Origin of the sequence: Candidatus Nitrosocosmicus oleophilus (assembly GCF_000802205.1) — an archaeon.
GTDB classification, from domain to species: Archaea; Thermoproteota; Nitrososphaeria; order Nitrososphaerales; family Nitrososphaeraceae; genus Nitrosocosmicus; species Nitrosocosmicus oleophilus.
In genome coordinates this window covers 2814894-2834367 of record NZ_CP012850.1, presented here as the reverse complement: position 1 = coordinate 2834367, position 19474 = coordinate 2814894, and the positions used below count along the sequence as shown (strand labels likewise).

Genomic DNA, 19474 nt, shown 5'->3' with positions numbered 1-19474 from the left:
AATTCGGGATCTTGAAATTTCGATATTGGTTATCAAAAATTCAATTTATATAACAATAGCTTTAATATATTTTGAAAAAGTATTCAATTTATGGGTGATGCTTTTTCAGATTATCTGATTGATACAATAAATAAAGGGTCTTTAGCCTTGATGCTGTCTATTGGGCACAGAACAAGACTTTTTGATATTCTGTCTACAATGCCTCCATCAACAGTAGACGAAATCTCCAAGAAAGCCAAACTTAATCAAAGATATGTAAAAGAATGGCTTGGGACTATGGTAACCGGTAAAATCATAGATTATGATTCATCTAATAGCAAATTTAATCTTCCAAAAGAAAAGGCACAATTTTTGACTCGAGAGGATAACTTGTATAACTTTTCTGCATCAATGCAGTGGATACCAGTATTAGCACAAGTAGAAGACAAAATCATTGATTGTTTCCATAGTGGTGGAGGGGTGCCGTATTCATCATATAATAGATTTCACGAAGTCATGGCAGAAGAAAGTTTTCAAACCGTGGTTACCGGTTTAGTGGATCATATATTGCCATTAGTGCCTGGGTTGATTGACCGATTAAAAGATGGAATCAATGTTCTTGACATTGGATGTGGCAGAGGCAAAGCCGTAAATATACTCGCAAAGAAATTTCCGAACAGTATGTTTGTTGGATATGACGTGGCTGAGGAAGCGATTAAAGGAGCCACAGCCGATTCAAAAACTTTGAATACTTGCAATACCTTGTTTCAGGTCCAAAATCTCTTAACCGTCGAACCAACCAAGAAATTTGATTTTATCACAGCATTTGATGTAATACATGATCAAATAGACCCTTCAAGGACACTGAAGTTTATCTTCGATTCCCTAAACAGCAGTGGAGTGTTTTTAATGCAAGATATCTTGTCCTCAACAGATCTTGCCAAAAATATCGATCATCCATTAGGTCCCTTTTTGTACACTATATCTTGTATGCATTGTATGTCAGTTTCTCTTTCTGAGAATGGTGCTGGCTTGGGAGCCATGTGGGGAAAGGAGAAAGCCCTGGAGATGTTAAGATATGCAGGTTTTATGGGAGTTGAAGTAAATACACTTTCACATGATTTTCAGAATTATTATTATACCGCTAGCAAGCCATAAATAGCACTTCCCAGTACCCCTCAAAATCTACACTAATAATCAACGAATGATATCTTTTATTTTGCTACAAATAAAAAGAATCCGACTTCTTTATTGTCCGCACTAATCCTCAATGAATTTATGTCTTTACTGATTTAATCTCCAAATGATTCTATATTGTAAATGTATATCGCTCCTTTCGGTAGTACCATATCATGTAGTAATCGTGAATGTGGACCGGGTGGGATTTGAACCCACGACCACCTACGTTTCCTCTGCTAGTTGCATGCAAGGCAGGTATTCTACCAGACTAAACTACCGGCCCATTTAGCCTGTTTTACTCAAACATATTTTCTCGTACTATTTTATTGTTTTTAATGCCGTCTCTATGACCTTCTTTTTGGAAGACAAATGTATTATATAGTTAATCTTCTTAATTTATTCATGACCAAACAATATGCCAATCAAGATGTCCTTTGCGAGACCGACTGGGTTAATAATAATCTCACAAATGACCAGATAAAAATTTTAGAAGTGGATTACGACGTCGAAAATGCCTACAAAGAAGGCCATTTACCAAATTCTCATATGGTCTGGTGGAAAAGGGATATTAATGATTCATCGACTCGAGATATTATTAATAAACACCAATTCGAGGATTTAATGTCTCGTCTAGGGGTAAAACCGGATGATGAGTTGATCCTATACGGTGATTTCAACAACTGGTTTGCTGCATTTGCATTTTGGGTCTTCAAGTATTTTGGTCACAAAAAAATTAGGATAATGAACGGTGGAAGAAAAAAATGGGAAAATGAAAATCGACCTTATACAAAGGATGAGCCCACTCCAAATCCTTCCAACTATGTAGCAGCTGCTCCTGATGAAGGAGTACGGGCTTATCTAGACGATGTCAAGCGTTCTTTTAGAAAACAAGAGGTTGGATTAGTTGACGTTAGGTCTGTCAAAGAGTTCAATGGGGAGATAACTGCACCCCCAGAATATCCAATGGAACATGCTCAGAGAGGCGGACATATTCCAGGCGCCAAAAATATTCCGTGGCTTCAGGCAATTAATGATGATGGGACATTTAAGTCCGTAGAAGAGTTGGAGACTTTGTATGGCAAACAAGGCATTACACCTGATAAACACATAATTTGTTACTGCAGGATTGGTGAACGTTCCTCGCATACCTGGTTTGTGCTGAAATATTTGTTAGGGTTTCCTTCAGTCAGAAACTATGACGGGTCATGGACGGAATGGGGGAATATGATCGGAAATCCAATTGAAAAGTGAATAAGGAGTTAAATATCTGATGTCTGGAGAAACTACTATTTCAAAACCTGAACCTAACTTAGTCAAGAAAGGGAAATTCTATTTCATATTTGAAGATTCTCAATTTCTAATATTGGTGGACAAGACCAAACGTGGTTTAGAAGTTAAAGACACAATAAATGATGAAAATTCTAAAGTGATCTCTGAAAGAGGCATGATTTATGATATGGAAGGGACTGGCCACAAGGTTGTAAAGCGCTGGTTTTATCCTAAATCTCAATATGATCTAAAGTTCATTACCGTCATTGCTGAAAGAATGGAAAAAAAATATAACGAAATAAGAGAGATGACTTGTCCGGACGAACTATAGATTAATTAATTTAAGTATACATAAGTTTTAATAACCTTAATCAAAAGTATTTATATTCAATGTCCCTCTTGCTATCGGATAGAGTTTGGGTAATGCTTTCTGAAGTTGCAAAACGAGGTATCTATCCAACTCATAGTGCTAAATTAGGAATATATAGGTTACCTGTAGACATCGTTGGACAGTCGGAGGTCAACGGGATTATGAGTGAACTCAAAACTCAAGGATATGCGCTAGATACTTATGCTGACAGAATCTTTGTCACTTTTAAGTGGGTTGAAAAAGGTTTTGATATATACACAAATACAGAACAATCTGCAGAACTAAACGTGACAGTTGAAATTGTCATTGGGGAGGTGTTGGACATAATTTATCAGATAAAACCGTTAGAGACATTTGGTGACTTTTATTGGATAAGAAATTATAGGCAAAAGGCTGATCATAATGCTAAAATAATTATAGATAATATAATTCGAAATACCAAGATAGGACAAAAGCTACTTACTTATTACCAGAAAATTCAGAAATTAAGCCAGACAGATTCAATAAAAAAATTAGAATCTATTACTCCTTTAGCAAACACTCAAAAGAGTCTTAAGGAAGAAAAGAAATCATTAGTAAACCCATCTGTATCGACTGCAGCAGGAAAACCCTCAAGCGAGAATCTAAGTGAGAAACAAGCAGTTGTTGTACCATCACCTATACCAGCATCTAATGCAGCAAAACTTTCTGAGAATACAACAATTCAACTTACAGGCACTGGAACAGACTACCAGGCAGTAGAAGGTCCAATAGATACTGGCTTTAAGTCAAAGAGACAATCTGCAGGGAAGTTTCAAGGAATCCAAGTATGGGGTCCATACGATGCACCCGGACAGCTCGGGATTTGGGGTACTGATGTATGCGTTGATTTTGATATTTGTATTTCAGATGGTGCCTGTATTGATGCATGCCCTGTAAATGTATATGAATGGCTCGATACACCAGGACATCCGGCTTCAGAGAGGAAACCATTTATGATTAGAGAAAAGGATTGTATTTTTTGCTTGGCGTGCGAAAATGTCTGTCCTCCTCAAGCGATTAAAATATTTGTGAAATAAATCAAGATTTGAGATATTCATGTCTATAAAACTGGGTTTGTTATTTTATTAGGTCGGTTAGTTGACATTCATCAAAGACACGTTTTCAATTAGTAAACCAGTCAGACTGGGTATAGTTGGGGGTGGACAGCTTGGAAAGATGATGGCTTTTGAGGCAAAGCGAATGTTTATGAAAGTAATTATACTAGATCCGAGCAAGGATTGTCCTGCTGCAAGTTTAGCAGATAAGCTAATCATTGGTGACTTTTCTGACGAACATAAAATATATGATTTATCAAAAGAGGCTGATATCATTACTTTTGAAATAGAATTAGCAAATGCCACTGCCCTCAGTAATCTTGAAGAATCTGGATTCTTGGTACATCCGTCACCAAAAACACTATTCGTCATTCAAAATAAATACCGTCAAAAAAAATTTTTGAGAGAAAACATGATAGAGGTCCCCGATTTTGAACTAGTTTCTAGCGAAGAACAATTGAAGTACTATTGTTCTACCTCAGGCTTTCCTGTACTATTAAAGGCATGTGAAGATTCATACGACGGTCGTGGAAATTATTTGATTAGATCAGAAAATGAAATAAGTAAAGCCATGACATACTTTTCAGGCCGTCAATGCATGGTAGAAAAGTTTGTGAAATTTAAAAAAGAAATTTCAATTATGGTCGCCAGAAATTCTTCCGGCACTATTTCGTACTTTCCCGTAGCAGAGAATATTCATGAGGATCATATATTGAAAACCTCCATAATTCCTGCCAGAATCAGTAAAGAAACCGAAACAAAAGCAATAGATTTGGCAATAATGACTATGAAATCTCTAAAGGGGTCTGGTATTTTTGGGATAGAAATGTTCGTCGATGAGGATGACAATGTGTTGATAAATGAAATTGCCCCAAGACCTCATAATTCTGGCCATTACTCCATTGAAGCTTGCTCAATTTCTCAATTTGAGCAACATATTAGAGCCGTCCTTGATTATCCACTTGTTCAACCAAAACTATTATCAAATGCCGTAATGATTAATATTCTTGGGCCTTACAATTATACTGGTCCATACGAAATTAGTGGGATTGATGAATTGTTTGCTATTCCGGGAGTTAAAATTCATATATATGGTAAACTAGAAACGAAACCAAGTAGAAAGCTCGGTCATGTGACGATAGTTTCAAATAACATGGACCCTCTCTTAATTAAGCGCAACGTGGAAGATCTTCTCAAAGTGCGACAACCATCATTTTAGATCTAAAAATTCAAATTCTACTATGTCAAAGACTATGTATATTATTTGTCGAAATCCAATCCAATTAATAATAACAGCAAGAATAAATTCAAAGGCAAACAGGATCTTGGTGAGCTTGTGAGTTTGAAAAAAACTGTATCACCTGTAGTTGGAATAATTATGGGTAGTGATTCAGATTTGCCGATAATGAAAGAGGCTGCTAGAGTACTGAATGAGTTTGAAATCTCATATGAAGTAAAGATAGTCTCTGCCCATAGAACCCCAATTGAATTGGTTGAATATTCTCAAACCGCTCAATCACGTGGTATCAAGGTCATAATAAGTGGTGCGGGAGGATCTGCACACCTACCAGGTATGGTCGCCTCGATGACATCCATACCCGTGATCGGAGTGCCTATCTATACTTCTACAAATCCTCTTAATGGAATCGACTCGCTTTATTCTATAATCCAAATGCCCCCAGGTGTACCTGTTGCAACAGTTGCAATTAATGGAGCAAAGAATGCCGGTTTATTAGCATGTTCTATACTCTCCATTTCTCGACCGTATTTACTAAAAAAGTTGAATCAATTCAAGGAGAAAATGAGAGAAGAAGTCAAACTAAAGAATACGAAATTGGACCAAGTCGGTTTAGAAAAATACCTAAAGGGACTTCAAAAGGCCCAAACCAGAAGATAAATGATTATAAATGATTTTTTTTTATCATAAGTGAAAGTTGGATATAAAAGTTGCCATAATAGGTTGTGGAGCAATAGGACGTGAAATAGCACTTAGTATTGACGCTAGGAAAATACCAAACTGTGAGTTATCTATCTTATTTGATACAGATTCTACAAAATTAAGATCATTGCATAAGGATTTAAACACAAAACCGTCCGGTATATTCGATGATTTTGATAAACTTGTTGCATCAAATGATTATCACAATGTCAGTTTGGTCATAGAGGCCGCGTCTGTTAAAGCAGCTCATACCTATGGACCCACCATATTGAAACAAGGGAAAAACATTATGATAATGAGTATTGGAGCCTTCTCCGATCCTGCATTTTATGAAACCATTATCCAGTTGATTACAGATAGTGATAACAATGTCTTTCTCCCATCAGGGGCGATTGGCGGGGCTGATATTATTCGTAGTGTAAAAAACTACATCGATGAAGTTACTATCGTAACCACAAAAAGCAACAAATCACTAAAAGGTGCTCCGTATTTTTACAATAAAGATATTGACATAGATAACATCAAAGAAAAGAAGGTTATTTTTATTGGGAATGCCGTTGATGCGATCAAGGAGTTTCCTTCAAATGTTAACATCTCAGCGTTAGTTAGTCTGGCAGGAATCGGGTTCAAAAAAACTAGAGTTAAGATAATCGTAGATCCGAATATATTAACCAATAAACACGAGATTCAGGTCAATTGGAAATTCGGTAGTTTCCAAATCACGGTTGAAAACATGCCCAGTCCAGACAATCCTAAAACTAGTTATTTGGCCATCTTGTCGGCAATCGAGTGTCTAAGGGGTATTTGTTCAAAGAATTTAAAGATAGGTTCTTAGTTTACCAATTTTGTTATCTTGTTATTAATAGTGTGGTATAACCACGACTTTCTTTAACAACCTCATTTTCTAATTCCTCAACTTTGATGGTTATTGAAATTACTTCTTCATCATCGGATTGATTTAAGTTAATTACTATAAATTCATCGAGCAGATCCGATGGATCAAAACTAGTCTTGCTGTATTTTACATCTATTTTGTTACTAGATGAAATTAAGAAAACATTGTCCTTGTCATAATTGCAAATTCTAACCTGTCTTTGTTGGCGCGGAAAAGACCTTAAGTTAAGTTTTATGGACTTTTTCTCATGAATTATGTATCTTTTTTGATTGCTACTAGATACATCTATCTGAAATGGATATCCTGCGGTAGTTTCAGCCATCTTGTTGATCCCGTCATTCATAATAATGTCAATCTTTCTTATGGTGTTTCCAAACCCAAATATCCAATCATTTGTTTTTCTTACGATATCATCGATCTCCTTATTTCTTTGATCCTGTTCATTTTTTGGAAGCTGATATCTTTCTACCCAATCTAGATAGTCTCTACTTAAATCATGTATAAATTCAGTGCATGTATTCTGGTAATCTTCTATACTAGTAGCTCGTTCAGAATCTCTGTCGGACGCAAACATTCTAGGGTATAGTTTAGTCAATTAACTTATTTATTAAACTTTAATTTCAACATACTTGTGGATGAATTTACTAACCTTTTACTTGAATTAAAGAATAATATCGATGCAAACATGGATTTTTTTCAGAAAACAGTTGTTCAAAACCCTACACTTGCATACTATAAGCTAAATGAGCTGTCCAAATTCGTCGGGTTAAGGCATGGTCTAGTCATGGAAATTCATTTTCCAGATCGTAAAAAAATTAGTGATATTAAGCAATATGGGACTGAAAACATGAGTTTCATATTTGATAAATTTAGAAAAACTTTTCCAATTGGGCGAGATCAAATAAAACTTCAGGCAATCAACGGATTAACTGGCAACTTCCAAATCATTGATGCCTATATGTATGAGGGAAAAGAAGGACTGAAAATAAATTTTAGAGACTCAGAATCAAATAATTCCCGCATAGATCTATTGCCTGGCTCTTTTCATCTTTGGACCAAAATAAATGATGAAATTCAAAGCTTTGGCAATTGGTTATTAGCTAATGTTTACTATGAGCGGATAAAAATTAAAGGGAGCCAATTTCCTTCGTAGAAAATTTTACTTATTGAGCTACCAGGCCAAAAGTAGCAGACTCAACAAACATTCCCAGATCCTCCCCTGATGCAGTCTCTAAGGTGATCTGGAGATATTTTTCTCCTGGAGTGTCAAATTTATACGTAAATTGACCGGTTCCATCATTTGCTCTTTGATTCTTGAATTCGTCTATTACTGTTTTGTTCCCGTCCATTACCGTATATCCGTATGTTACTCTTTGGACGATGTTGCTCTTATCGTCAGTAAATACTACACCAAAATTAGTGTTATTGCCTGCTTTTATTTCAACTGGTTCCCATAACAGCTGAACATTATAGGTTCCTCTGGGTGTCTGAAGATTTAATGGGGGTACTGGAATTTCGATTTGGCTTTCTGGGACTGGTGGTTGACCTGATCCAGTTGCTTTCAATTCATAGGCATATTGGATTGGTGGTTTCCCAAATGTAACATCTGCAAACGTTTCTGCTTTTATCGGGTAAGGCATGTCTTTGTTTGGATAAATATGGTTATCAACACTCTTGTGGTAGGATATATCCGTAGTATCAAATGACCCTGCTGGGGTTGTGACTTTAGCACCACCTGATGGCTTTATCTCCGATCCACCTATTGCAGCTATTTTACCCCAAGTTGGAGAACTTAATGACTGCCCAGGCTTTGGTACAAACGCTGAAAGCCATGTCAATGTTGTAGCATAAGCACTACGATATGGGATCATCTCAGAAGGAATAGGTGAAGATCCTAAGGCAGTAAGATCCAAATCACTGAGGTACAGTGTACCATTGATTACTTTACCCTGATCAACTACAAACGTTGGAGCTACCCAATATTTTCCCGTTTCATTATATTCTTTAAAGTAAATAGTCATCGTAAAGGGCTGTCCTTGATTAGTATCTGAATTTTTGATTTCATAAGTATAATAAGTATCTGGCTTTACACCTTTGCCTACATACCAGTTTTCTGATTGAGCAAAAGCCATACCAATTAATTGATTAACCTGTGCGGCTGATGCCACTAGCATTCCTATTAGAAAAAATACTGTTATTTTAGTTACCGTTTTTTTCCTATTCATTTGTATCATATAATTAGGGTTATTTACTCTTTAAATGTTTACTACATACTCGGGTTCTTATGGATAGAAGTAAGAAGAGATAAATTAGCAAATCGAATGTATACACTCATAAGATGTGTAATTGCGCAAAAATTCACTTTTATGATGTGGATTTTAAATTATACGGTATGAAGGTAGTCCCTTCTTGCAAAAATTGCGGCGACCCTCTTAGTGAGGACCAAGCCTCAAAGTTTACAAAAGACTTGATGAAATATTGGGGATTTGAGGAGGAGAAATGAAGATGAATCGTTCTGCTGATTGCATCGCATTACGTCATCTTTATTAATATCCTAAATAAAAAAAAAGCAGTGGTATAATGTGACCAAGATGTTTAATGTGAACATAGAAGCAGAGGGATTTGATACAAACGAAGCACAAGAATGGGTTAATGAAATGGGGAATGTTTATGCAGATATGGAGGTTTCAGATGTAAACGTTTCAGGAAATAAAATCAGTTTTAAAGCAGGGTTTTCTGGCATGGATGACACGACAGAGGATGATATAAGGATGAAATTAGATGAATACCTGACTATGCATGAGCTATTCCAACCAAAGAATGTATCAGTGACAAGTTAGACTACATCAACTCCATTTTTTATTTAGTTATAAATATCTATTGAAGCTTATATAAGTTTATAAGTGAGATCGCCGACATTGATATGGTTTTCAAGTATGACTTGTAAAGGTATTTGTATCAGACATAAAGCTCAAAAGCCGGTGGGATCGGGCCGTTACGCAAGCGGTCAAAAGCGATGTCAAATTTGTGAAATTTTCATAAAATGGGATGGTTTATGGTGTCCATGCTGTGGATATAGGCTAAGAACTAAACCAAGAAACTTAAAATATAAAGCAAAATTGAGGGCAAGAAACAAAACAGTTGAACCACTAGAACAAGCAATAGTGATTCAATAATTACTTTAGATTAGGTTTTTATTAATTTCTAATAGTAAGTTTACTTCCTTTAACATCGTTATTTTTTCTTTAATTTGAATGTCGGTTATTAGGTTCAATAATTTATTGTATTTTTTAATTAATTGATCATTATCAAATGTTCTGTCTAGAATAAAATTACTAATTAGTAGAACGCCATCCACATACATTGATCTTTTCTTAAAAAAATCTAGCTTGTCTAACAGTATACTATTACTTGACATGTCTTCACCTCTAATTAAAAACCTTAATGATTTTTCGCTCCTAGTTAATGTAGAAATGTTTGCTCTATCAGTTCCAATATATTCTAAAAGAAGATCGATATGTTCCCTAGTTTTCAAATTCTCATTTTGCTTGACAAGGTTTATTTGATATTTAAGATGAGAAGGTCTATCTTCTGAATTAAGGTGATACTGAATAATTATCTTTAAGGTTTTAAGCGAAATCATCTTTAATTGGAATGAAATGAATTTTTCATCTACAATTTCACTTGAAAGTAAATTGTGCAAATTTGTGATTTCGCAAATATTTCTAATAGTATTAGTTTTCAAGTTGAAGTTAAATGATTTGTGATATTTGTTACATTTATCAACAAAATGGTTAACAATGTTGGATCTCAGAATCTGGCTTGGAAATTGAACAAATTTGGCATAATTAATATTTGAATTTTCGATAAACTCTTGTACGGATAATATCGAGATCTCATAAATACTTTCATTGTTACGTACCAAAATAGGTCCTTTTTTATGGATCAGATCTTGATGTAATGGCATGTTTTTATCATGTAAAGTTATAATATCGTATTCGCAACATTCATGGGGAACTATTCCATTATCGGCATGACACCCTATTAAAATGGAATCCAATCCAGGAAATTTTGATCCCAACAAATAAGAAATATGTTTGTCCATAAATGCTCACATTAAATTAATTGGTCGGATATTAAAATCAATTTACTCCAAGTAGTTAATAAATTACGAACAAATTTATCAATTTTCCTCTTTGATTATTGGGAATATTAGTATTTTTTGAGGATTAGAGTAATACGGCAAATTTGTAAATGTACATAGTAGGAAACGAAAATCTTGATTTCTATAGGGCTAAATGGGGGTTTTTGTTCACGTAAATTCCTATTTTGGTTTGATTTTGAAATTGATTCATACTAGATTAATTTCCACTTTTCTAAATTTGCAACTCGATAGACATGATACCTCAAATGGTTATTTTAAACACAGTAAAATAATAAAGAACTTGAGCTGACTTGATAGTATTTCTAAGCTAGTACATTGTGAAAGTAACGCATATCGGGTTTGATCAGCCATCTTCCACTTGCGTGCTCCTTTTTTTAGATATCTACATAGTAGCTTTACTTTCTTTAACCTATCCTATCCTTACTACCACTTAAATACCGGCTTGTTAAAAAGCAAAGAAAGTGAGCTTTTAGGAACTAGGAAAGTTTAATTTGTGTATAACCAAAAATAAGAAACATGTTCCTATCCAGTGAATATCAGATTTCGCTTTTCCTTGCCTATACTTTGCACTAGTAATCTGGTCTATCGTCTCTTTCAAATACAGGACCTATAGAAGCCCCTCTGCCTGCTCCTGTAAATGTCCCTCTGATCTTCTCAACATTCAAATTATTTGATACATAATCAAGCATCTGCAGATTAAATCGATGTGCTACCACTATGTGAGTTCCATGATCGTAAAACGCAGGCATTACCCCCAAACCTTGTTCAATAATGGACCTTATTTCTTCAGTGTTTGGTTTTTCCTTGAGAAATATTTCAATCGTATACATTGGTGAGTCATCCCTTTTCATTCGATGAAGCATATCAATAACCAACCTCTGATCCACTTTTGGAAGTCCCTCTTTCATTGAATTTTCAAATTCATCAAATTTCTTTACAATAGTGTCAATGCCGCTCATCCATTTTTTAAATACATAATTTGTATAATAATTTATCGAATCTTAGCTATCAATCTGTGAGAAAAGGAATAATATATGGTATTTAGCTATCTATACCTTTCATCATAAATATAATTATCCGAAATCGTGCAGCTTTCAATAGTAATACATTCAAGATGTTATTGATTCAATAGAGTAATGCTACAAAACTTCTGTTATTGTATCCTTACTGCTCATTTACTTAAATGTCTCTAATCAGTAAAATCATATTTATATAATCCTAGATTGGCGATATCACCATGACAAATAACTTCATCTCTGGATTTAATTTATTTGGACACTTTAGCACTACAACAAATATTCTATTCCCTTTTTTGATAATGATATTTCTTGGTTTGAGTCAGTTGCTCCCCTTAGTCTACATGATGGAAAATGCCTATGGTAAGGAACATTCTTATGACTACCGCGCTAATCTTCCAACTTCCGATGTTATGTATGATAACAAATCTCAAATATTTGGAAAATCATATAAAGATTGGACTGCTGAATGGTGGAAGTGGGCATATTCAATCCCTCTTAACAAAAATCCTGCATATGATGTCTATGGAATCAATTGCAACATTAACCAATATGGTCCGGTCTGGTTTCTTGATGGAACTTTTAATCATTCAGCAAATCGATCCTGTCTTATACCTGATAATATAGGAATTCTGTTTCCTATACTTAATTCCGAATGTTCTTACATTGAATATCCATTGATAAAAAATGAGGATGGATTAATGGAGTGTGCGCAATCTATTCAGAATCATGTTAATCACTTGAATGCAACATTAGATGATCGACCTTTGTTGAATCTAGATGAATACCGAATTCAATCTCCTTTGTTTAATTTTTCACTGCCTGCGAATAATTTTTTGAATCTGACTAAAGGTGAAATAAGTGCTGCCATTTCTGACGGCAACTGGGTTTTTCTGAAACCATTAACTGTAGGAAAACACACAATCACCTTTGAAGGCGGTTTTTCTAATACTTCTAAAGAACGTAATGGCGTTACTAATGAGAGTATGTCATTCGGACTTCCAATAGGATGGGATTATGAAACCCGCTATGACCTGTTGGTGATTCCTTCTCATTCATACATCAATAATAAGAATTTCACTTACTCAAGCGGAGGATTAATAAGTACAAATATTAGTATTGGGGAAATTTTGAAACAAAACTTAATACAATTACAAAAGAATTTGACAAATAATTATCAATCTATTAAATATGATACTATCCTAGACTATTTAACAAAGTCTGATGGTTGGAAAGCGTTAGGAGATAGTATTAATGAAACCCAGAATTTATCAAAAGTTTTTATCTTTGACAGCTTCCCTAAATCTGTCAAATTTTCGTACATGGTTAGCGAATTGGCCCAAATGTTAAACCATCACCCAATTATTCATATTGATAGGGACAAGGTTACCTTAGTATTAAACACTTGGGCTCTAAATAATTCAACTTCTAATTTCGATCTGGGGTTCACAATACTCTCAGATCAGCTATATGAACTTGCTATAAAAGACAACTTATAGTTCAAGATGTGCAAAAGTAGAAAACAAACAGAATAATGATCTTTTTTCAAATATTCTATAACTAAGGAGTATATTTATCCAAAAGGCAGATTGATTATTAGTAAGAAAATTATGTATTTAATTGAGATTTAAAGAAAAAAAAGGTGGTATTATTTACCTAGACAGAGGCCAACTGGAATTGATGAATTACAGTTGTTGTCGTTAAATAGGTTGTTGTTCACGTTCAATGGGAGGCCGTTTGCATTATTGATATCTACGCCTTTGTTGTCTAAGATGTTGTTTGCGTTGACTGTGTTGTCGCTACTTTGCCCATCAAAGAACAGTCCACTTACTGAACCTTGGATGGTGTTAAATGATACCTCGTTTGCTGCAGAGTTTACAAATGTTGCTCCAGCAAGGTCATTTGATTTGAATAGGTTTGTAATCAAATGGGTCCCTGTTGAGGAATGAGATGCTACACCAATGTTGTTACTAAAGAACAAATTGTCTTCTATTGTAGTTCTTGCTGCGCCTGTGTTAAATGATCCTATTTGGTTTTGGGTAAATGTTACAGCAGATATCTTGTCGTCCTGTCCGCCTGTATTTAGTGCTCCTGCTTGGAAGTTTTGGACTATACCTGGGCCTACAATGTTAACATTGTCTTTGTCGCTCAACATGAATCCGACTTTAGATGTTGTTACACCAGGTCCAGAAACCGTGTGACCGTTTAAGTCTACTGTAATTCCGTCTGCTCCAATGATTATACCATCAGTCTTACAATCAAGATTGGAAGTCAATTTGACACTTTGTTTGATTACCTCTCCGCAAGAGACAGATGCACTGACTGGGCCTGTTGCTTCGGCAGTTGCTGGTGTTTCACTTTCTGGTGTTACTGGTGCTTTCTTTACTGGTTCCTCTTCGTCATTTCCATTCTGGTTTGCTTGCACACTTATGTTGTTGCAGCTACCTGTGGTACTTCCTCCAGATAGACATTCAGAGCTTTGAGAACTGGAGCTAGATTGACTTATTCCACTTTCTGAGTCATTATTTCCGTCTTGACTGTTTTGAGCTGCAGCTTGGTTTCCTCCGCTACTTCCATCCCGTTGAGCAAAGGAAATAGCCGTTGAAGATGAAACGGTGAAGCTAAAAACTAGTAAAGATGCTAGTATTGCAATCGATAAGATTTTCTTGTGTTGTATTGCCATTTACATTATGTATATTTTAAAAAAATATATCGATTTTCAGTAATTTTCTAATAAGAAAGGACATTGGATTTGTAATTGATGATTGTTATGTTTATTTCGTAATAAACGAATGAAGGGATAAGCCTCCAAGCTCATTTCTTGAAGATTATCTAGAGTCTTCTCGGCTATAAGGAATCAATAAACTTGACGAACTCAGGTGAATGGACTGACTTAGTTTTTTCCCATACATTCAAGAATTTAGGAATTGATTTCATGGCTTTCGCAGATGACATCCACCTTAGCCAAAGTTGATCATCAATTACATGAGTCTTGTGAAGTCTATAAATGAATTCGTATAAGTCTATGAAGGCCCTCAGCATGTAGAATTGGTCAGGGCTATCCACTAGGGCAAATCTGTCTGCATAGAATGGGCTTTCTCTTGCCATCTTTATAAAAGGCTCTGAGGTCTCTAGTTTCAGTCTTGCCTCTATCATCCTTGCATATATTTGGTATTCGCTCTGCAATCTCAAATTTTTTCTATTTGCAACCAAGGTTAGGATGGCCAGGAACAAAAGTCCCGAAGTTATTATCGGGAGGTATTCTAATAGACTTATCATCCATGTACGTTTACCAAGAATATTTATTAAATTAATTCTAAAATTGCATACCATTTCACAGCTATCTTAATAAATTATCAAAAATTAAAGAAATGTAGTATGAAAAATAAATCATCAAAGATTGTATTTTTATTTGCACTTTTGTTCCTTGCGGTCATGGGTAGCTCTTTAAATGGATCTAACCATGAACAGGCCAACGCACAGGGGTTAAGCGACACCAATAGTACAGGTGACACCAATAGTACAGGTGACACCAATAGTACAGGTGACACCAATAGTACAGGTGACACCAATAGTACAGGTGACACCAATAGTTCAAGTGGCTTTTACTCAAATAAGGATTTATTTGTGACATCAGAACCTAGTGGTTTCGGAATATATGAAGAAAAGAATTCTACTTCTTATTCTCCTGGAGAATCAATAATATTGTATATTGAACCGGTTGGTTTTGAATATAATAATGTTACCGATGAAGATGGAACCCCACTTTTCTCCATCGACTTTGGTGCCAGTTTTCTAATAACAAGTTCTAATGGTACCATTCTCGGAGGCCAGGAAAATGTACCAATCGGAAACATAATATCACACAATCAGAATAAGGAGGTTTTCATACCATTTACTGTGACACAATCTGTACCTTTCCCCGCTGGTGATTATGTCATTATTTACAAGATTACGGATGAAAATTCTGGAAAAACTTTCGAATTGAACAAGAACATAACTATAAAATAATCTCCAAATTTTTTTTGAACAAAATTATCACTAATGATAATCATTGAAGATAAGCTTGGCAATTATGATAAAACATCAGAATTTTAGTTAATTAATTAATTAATAGTCTAATAATCATATAATATTACATCAATATCTAGTATTATTTATAAATATTTTAGTTCACATCTTATATATTTAATCGACGAAGACATAATGATAGTAAAATGGCACAAATGCCTGCATTAATTCCAAAGGAAGTAGAAATCCAAAGGCTAAAAAAGATCTATTTAATGGTCATTATGCTAGGGTCTATTGCTGCATCAGTAGAAGTAGACAACTTTGTTGACGGATCATTGCATCAAACAGCCATCAGAGACAGTGCATTTACACCAGCTCATTGGTGGTTATACAGTCACTTTATTGCACTCCCACTAGGTTGGGGATTTGTTGCAATGTATGACAGGAGAGTACCAGCTTTAAGAGGGCCAAACAATTCAATGAATACGGGTCTAAAGATAACCATTATCGGTTATTTAGCTACCATGTTCACCATTGGTATCAATGAAATGTGGCACTTTTGGTTTGTTGAAGAAATATTTTCAGTACCTAACCACTGGATGTTTAACATGGGTGTAGTAGTAGCTTTCATGGGTGCTTTGGCCTATGTAGTTAGAGTATACGCACGTTTGGTGGAACTTGGCGCCGAAACTCCTGCAAGGAACCCCTATGTAGCAGAAATGTACAAACTAGCATTAGAAGGAAAACTCTACAGCAGATCAGTTCCATAATCTTTTTTTTAGTTTTTTTGTTTTGTTCTACCTTTAGTTTTAAATCATCAATTAATTTGTATTTAGATACATGGTGTTCATGACATATCCGCTGATGACAAGTTCTAAAATTACGCTGTAACTTACATAGATGTTTATAATTAGAAATATTGGTCAGGAACAGGCTCATCCTATTTTCGTTGTTGACCTGCAGAACTTTTGTTGCCTACTATTTAACTTAGATTTCAGTCATTCGGATAATTTAACTCAACGGAAAATGAGTGTTATTTCGATTAATGCTACGGATAGTTATTAGTTTACTGAATTCAGATATTCTTTCACGCATATAGCAATTTAATATCAATTAAATAATTGATTTCGCCATTTAATAATTACAAGATACAATAATTTCAGATATTCATTTGAACAATCTTTATCTAATTTATCAGGTATTATGGATGATGTGTGTGTCACATGCATAGAACGTATCAATTTATACACCAAACCTAGTTATGATAGGTGATTTTTAATTCAATGTGGGATAAAATGTACTATTTAAACTCTATTCAATTTTTTATTTAGTTATACTTAACCTGTTAAATATGCTTTCATTCTAACTTAATTTTCGATCAATAAGACATTAGAGATTTTGTATTATGTCGATATATCTCGTGAGGAACAAGATTAAATAGCAGACCTCTTGCGTAATTATTAAAGATAGCAATCTCTTCTGACCATCATCTGTCTCTGTAGCTAACCGATTTTCGTTATTCTCTAGTTTATCAATCAAGATACCATGACTGATATCTTATCATACTTTCTTAACCTAATCCTAAGCACATCATCCATTACCCTGTACCTTTCTTATTCTGCAGAATGCATGACGTGTTCTACCACTATTCTTTTTGCAGAATGGTTCTTGTTGTAATCTTTTTCTATTATGCAGTTAGCTGGGAACCTTTTTCCTTCTTGATAGGTATTGATGATTTTTGTTTAGGAAAGTTTTTTTCCACTCCTAGAAAGCCAAGGTCAAACATAAAACCTGTCAAGACATAGGTGAGGTACATAGACGATAGTATACCCAAGACCATGATAATGATAACCTGACTTTAACATCCAGTTTGAAACGTCGTCTACCAGCCAGCTCCAAATATCTCTTTCTCTCTATTTCTCTTATTTTGAGAAGCACATTATCTCATGATTTGGATAGGATATTTGATATATTACTTTATAAATATCATCAAACTGCTTGACTGACAGACCGGTGAATGACTTAAAAAGTGCTGATTTCCTGGATAACCTATCGTAGGATAACAAATGGAAAAGACATCTTTACATAAGATGTACAGAAATAATCTGTTTTGGACTAATTACACAAAGTAGATCTTCTTTCTATCTTTTATAACTTGATTAACATATATTTAGTATATAGTCACAATCTGGTGGTGGTCGTTGGATTGAATCTTTTTATCAATAGTAGGAATAAATTTGTTTTTCTAAGAAAAGTTAACCTGTGTCACTTGTCACTTGAAACACATTCATTTAATTAATTTCCCTTAATACATCTATACACGATTCGGCTTAAATTTAAATCAAACGGTCAGTCAACACCTTCAGCCTTATTTGTAACACGAATATCGTTTGATCTGTCTTCTTGCATCAGCTTTAAAATAATTTAGAGAAATTGCGACATATTCACACACGTCTTTTCAAAAGGTGTTTGAACTAATTACACAAGAGATCTAGTCGATTTAATTATTGCTAATTATATGTAAATTTGTTTGAAATTAAATCTGCCAAGTCCCTGACCGATCATTAGTCTTAAACAGAAATAAATCAATAAAGCGTTTTCAATTTGATATGGATTTCAAAAGTTTTGCATTTTCTATAAAGTTGAGTAAGCAATTAACACCTATGTAGTTAGTTCTCAGTAAAAAAGCTTGAAGTCATACTATCCTAATTCATTTTAGAAAAGAAAGCTTTGATACTAATTCGCTTATTTGCTCAGTTTTCCAAGATTTTATCCATGATGAATCTCTTCCACATATCCTTATTTTTTTGGTAATGTATGGTTTTCTTAGATAAATAAATCTGCCATATTCAATATCTGATTCAATTCTTATTTCTATTTTTTTTTGTATATTTGACTTTTCTGAATATTTTGCCAATGGCAAGATTCCATCCCATTTTACATGGTGTATTCCTCCATCTAATCTTCTAAGGAGCAAGTTACATTCTTCTATTTTCTCTAAACGGAACCTCATTTCATCTTCTTCCATAAGCGAATTTGTGGTTGATGCAGATGATGACAAGGTAATCGCCATAACTCACTATGTGAAAATATATGTATAATTAGGTTTAATACAATGCTATACTATGATTGATAGTTAAATTTTTTCTAGAATAATTGTCTGGTTTTTTACTACTAGATTTGTGAACCTGATAGTGGGAATTTCATAATCGACTTGATTTAACATATAGTAATTGAATTTAAGTATTATGGACTTGATTGCAAAAAGGATATTTTCAAGGTATATAAAATGAAAAAAAATGTTTCCAAATCGACAACAAATCCTACTAACTCTTAACCATTTCAAGAAAAGGATACGGTCAATGCTATAGTGGAACTACAGAAGTTCTATTTACTAGAATTTCATTCGGTCAGCTCATCGTGTGAATTTGAAAGTGGCAAATCCCTGAATTCAATCTTTCCCAAAATTAATCACATAAATTACACTCTCTCATTTGAAATCTCAAAAATAAAAAACACGAAGTATTCTGAATTCAGTTTTGAACACGGTCACTGGATTCACTAAAGCCTAAAGT

20 protein-coding genes and 1 tRNA gene are annotated in these 19474 nt (G+C 34.5%); 13 read left to right on the top strand and 8 right to left on the bottom strand.

The genetic code is table 11. The features are described 5' to 3' along the window. Positions 1-90: 90 nt before the first annotated feature. Positions 91-1137, top strand: a complete 1047-nt coding sequence (locus NMY3_RS13690; RefSeq protein WP_196816383.1) for a class I SAM-dependent methyltransferase — start codon at positions 91-93, stop codon at positions 1135-1137. A gap of 212 nt (positions 1138-1349) precedes the next feature. On the opposite strand, the gene NMY3_RS13685 is transcribed toward NMY3_RS13690, so the two are convergent. Beyond that, a tRNA-Ala gene (locus NMY3_RS13685) sits at positions 1350-1441 on the bottom strand. Between the two features lie 119 nt (positions 1442-1560). Between NMY3_RS13685 and NMY3_RS13680 the strand changes: the two genes are divergently transcribed. The 6 genes from NMY3_RS13680 (at position 1561) to nadX (ending at position 6647) form a co-directional block, all read left to right on the top strand. Beyond that, positions 1561-2409: a sulfurtransferase gene (locus tag NMY3_RS13680; protein WP_196816382.1), complete on the top strand. Its 849-nt coding sequence runs from the start codon at positions 1561-1563 to the stop codon at positions 2407-2409. Positions 2410-2428: 19 nt separating this feature from the next. After that, positions 2429-2758 (top strand): hypothetical protein, encoded by a 330-nt coding sequence (locus NMY3_RS13675; RefSeq protein WP_196816381.1) that lies wholly within the window; start codon positions 2429-2431, stop codon positions 2756-2758. 92 nt (positions 2759-2850) lie between these two features. Continuing rightward, a complete protein-coding gene (locus NMY3_RS13670; protein ID WP_231100092.1) occupies positions 2851-3855 on the top strand; it encodes a 4Fe-4S dicluster domain-containing protein in 1005 nt (334 codons plus the stop codon). A 61-nt stretch (positions 3856-3916) separates the two neighbouring features. Then, the gene (gene purK, locus NMY3_RS13665; protein ID WP_231100091.1) at positions 3917-5092 is read left to right on the top strand and encodes a 5-(carboxyamino)imidazole ribonucleotide synthase; all 1176 of its coding nucleotides are present in this window, start codon (positions 3917-3919) and stop codon (positions 5090-5092) included. Between the two features lie 159 nt (positions 5093-5251). Then, positions 5252-5770: a 5-(carboxyamino)imidazole ribonucleotide mutase gene (gene purE, locus NMY3_RS13660; RefSeq protein ID WP_196818583.1), complete on the top strand. Its 519-nt coding sequence runs from the start codon at positions 5252-5254 to the stop codon at positions 5768-5770. 37 nt (positions 5771-5807) lie between these two features. Then, positions 5808-6647, top strand: a complete 840-nt coding sequence (nadX, locus tag NMY3_RS13655) for an aspartate dehydrogenase (protein ID WP_196816380.1) — start codon at positions 5808-5810, stop codon at positions 6645-6647. Positions 6648-6660: 13 nt separating this feature from the next. Here the strand turns inward: nadX and NMY3_RS13650 are convergent, their stop codons facing one another. After that, positions 6661-7281, bottom strand: coding sequence for a hypothetical protein (locus NMY3_RS13650; protein ID WP_196816379.1), 621 nt, complete (start codon positions 7279-7281; stop codon positions 6661-6663). A 57-nt stretch (positions 7282-7338) separates the two neighbouring features. Between NMY3_RS13650 and NMY3_RS13645 the strand changes: the two genes are divergently transcribed. After that, the gene (locus NMY3_RS13645) at positions 7339-7860 is read left to right on the top strand and encodes a hypothetical protein (protein ID WP_196816378.1); all 522 of its coding nucleotides are present in this window, start codon (positions 7339-7341) and stop codon (positions 7858-7860) included. 10 nt (positions 7861-7870) lie between these two features. On the opposite strand, the gene NMY3_RS13640 is transcribed toward NMY3_RS13645, so the two are convergent. Further along, positions 7871-8932, bottom strand: coding sequence for a hypothetical protein (locus NMY3_RS13640; protein WP_196816377.1), 1062 nt, complete (start codon positions 8930-8932; stop codon positions 7871-7873). 357 nt (positions 8933-9289) lie between these two features. On the opposite strand from NMY3_RS13640, the gene NMY3_RS13635 reads away from it, so the two are divergent. Both NMY3_RS13635 and NMY3_RS13630 read left to right on the top strand, forming a co-directional pair. After that, entirely contained in the window at positions 9290-9547 is a 258-nt protein-coding gene (locus NMY3_RS13635) for a hypothetical protein (RefSeq protein WP_196816376.1), read from the top strand. A gap of 96 nt (positions 9548-9643) precedes the next feature. After that, on the top strand, positions 9644-9883 hold the full coding sequence (locus NMY3_RS13630) for a hypothetical protein (RefSeq protein WP_134482855.1): 240 nt from the start codon (positions 9644-9646) through the stop codon (positions 9881-9883). A gap of 5 nt (positions 9884-9888) precedes the next feature. On the opposite strand, the gene NMY3_RS13625 is transcribed toward NMY3_RS13630, so the two are convergent. Next, positions 9889-10812, bottom strand: coding sequence for a hypothetical protein (locus NMY3_RS13625; protein WP_196816375.1), 924 nt, complete (start codon positions 10810-10812; stop codon positions 9889-9891). A 629-nt stretch (positions 10813-11441) separates the two neighbouring features. Then, positions 11442-11831 carry a hypothetical protein gene (locus tag NMY3_RS13620; protein WP_196816374.1) on the bottom strand — a complete coding sequence of 130 codons (390 nt, stop codon included), beginning with the start codon at positions 11829-11831 and terminating at the stop codon, positions 11442-11444. Positions 11832-12109: 278 nt separating this feature from the next. On the opposite strand from NMY3_RS13620, the gene NMY3_RS13615 reads away from it, so the two are divergent. Then, a complete protein-coding gene (locus NMY3_RS13615) occupies positions 12110-13387 on the top strand; it encodes a 4a-hydroxytetrahydrobiopterin dehydratase (RefSeq protein ID WP_196816373.1) in 1278 nt (425 codons plus the stop codon). A 149-nt stretch (positions 13388-13536) separates the two neighbouring features. On the opposite strand, the gene NMY3_RS13610 is transcribed toward NMY3_RS13615, so the two are convergent. Further along, entirely contained in the window at positions 13537-14571 is a 1035-nt protein-coding gene (locus NMY3_RS13610; RefSeq protein ID WP_196816372.1) for a NosD domain-containing protein, read from the bottom strand. 164 nt (positions 14572-14735) lie between these two features. Beyond that, a complete protein-coding gene (locus NMY3_RS13605; RefSeq protein WP_196816371.1) occupies positions 14736-15167 on the bottom strand; it encodes a hypothetical protein in 432 nt (143 codons plus the stop codon). 99 nt (positions 15168-15266) lie between these two features. Between NMY3_RS13605 and NMY3_RS13600 the strand changes: the two genes are divergently transcribed. Further along, on the top strand, positions 15267-15899 hold the full coding sequence (locus NMY3_RS13600) for a hypothetical protein (protein ID WP_196816370.1): 633 nt from the start codon (positions 15267-15269) through the stop codon (positions 15897-15899). 206 nt (positions 15900-16105) lie between these two features. Then, positions 16106-16669, top strand: a complete 564-nt coding sequence (locus tag NMY3_RS13595) for a methane monooxygenase/ammonia monooxygenase subunit C (protein WP_196816369.1) — start codon at positions 16106-16108, stop codon at positions 16667-16669. Positions 16670-18609: 1940 nt separating this feature from the next. On the opposite strand, the gene NMY3_RS13590 is transcribed toward NMY3_RS13595, so the two are convergent. After that, positions 18610-18960, bottom strand: a complete 351-nt coding sequence (locus tag NMY3_RS13590) for a hypothetical protein (protein WP_196816368.1) — start codon at positions 18958-18960, stop codon at positions 18610-18612. Positions 18961-19474: the final 514 nt, after the last annotated feature.

What these genes read in the sequence shown, in the direction of transcription:
- NMY3_RS13690 (WP_196816383.1), top strand. Translation starts at nt 91, where the DNA reads ATGGGTGATGCTTTTTCAGATTATCTGATTGATACAATAAATAAAGGG.
- NMY3_RS13680 (WP_196816382.1), top strand. Translation starts at nt 1,561, where the DNA reads ATGACCAAACAATATGCCAATCAAGATGTCCTTTGCGAGACCGACTGG.
- NMY3_RS13675 (WP_196816381.1), top strand. Translation starts at nt 2,429, where the DNA reads ATGTCTGGAGAAACTACTATTTCAAAACCTGAACCTAACTTAGTCAAG.
- NMY3_RS13670 (WP_231100092.1), top strand. Translation starts at nt 2,851, where the DNA reads ATGCTTTCTGAAGTTGCAAAACGAGGTATCTATCCAACTCATAGTGCT.
- purE (WP_196818583.1), top strand. Translation starts at nt 5,252, where the DNA reads ATGGGTAGTGATTCAGATTTGCCGATAATGAAAGAGGCTGCTAGAGTA.
- NMY3_RS13650 (WP_196816379.1), bottom strand. Translation starts at nt 7,281, where the DNA reads ATGTTTGCGTCCGACAGAGATTCTGAACGAGCTACTAGTATAGAAGAT.
- NMY3_RS13640 (WP_196816377.1), bottom strand. Translation starts at nt 8,932, where the DNA reads ATGAATAGGAAAAAAACGGTAACTAAAATAACAGTATTTTTTCTAATA.
- NMY3_RS13630 (WP_134482855.1), top strand. Translation starts at nt 9,644, where the DNA reads ATGACTTGTAAAGGTATTTGTATCAGACATAAAGCTCAAAAGCCGGTG.
- NMY3_RS13625 (WP_196816375.1), bottom strand. Translation starts at nt 10,812, where the DNA reads ATGGACAAACATATTTCTTATTTGTTGGGATCAAAATTTCCTGGATTG.
- NMY3_RS13620 (WP_196816374.1), bottom strand. Translation starts at nt 11,831, where the DNA reads ATGAGCGGCATTGACACTATTGTAAAGAAATTTGATGAATTTGAAAAT.
- NMY3_RS13615 (WP_196816373.1), top strand. Translation starts at nt 12,110, where the DNA reads ATGACAAATAACTTCATCTCTGGATTTAATTTATTTGGACACTTTAGC.
- NMY3_RS13610 (WP_196816372.1), bottom strand. Translation starts at nt 14,571, where the DNA reads ATGGCAATACAACACAAGAAAATCTTATCGATTGCAATACTAGCATCT.
- NMY3_RS13605 (WP_196816371.1), bottom strand. Translation starts at nt 15,167, where the DNA reads ATGATAAGTCTATTAGAATACCTCCCGATAATAACTTCGGGACTTTTG.
- NMY3_RS13600 (WP_196816370.1), top strand. Translation starts at nt 15,267, where the DNA reads ATGAAAAATAAATCATCAAAGATTGTATTTTTATTTGCACTTTTGTTC.
- NMY3_RS13595 (WP_196816369.1), top strand. Translation starts at nt 16,106, where the DNA reads ATGGCACAAATGCCTGCATTAATTCCAAAGGAAGTAGAAATCCAAAGG.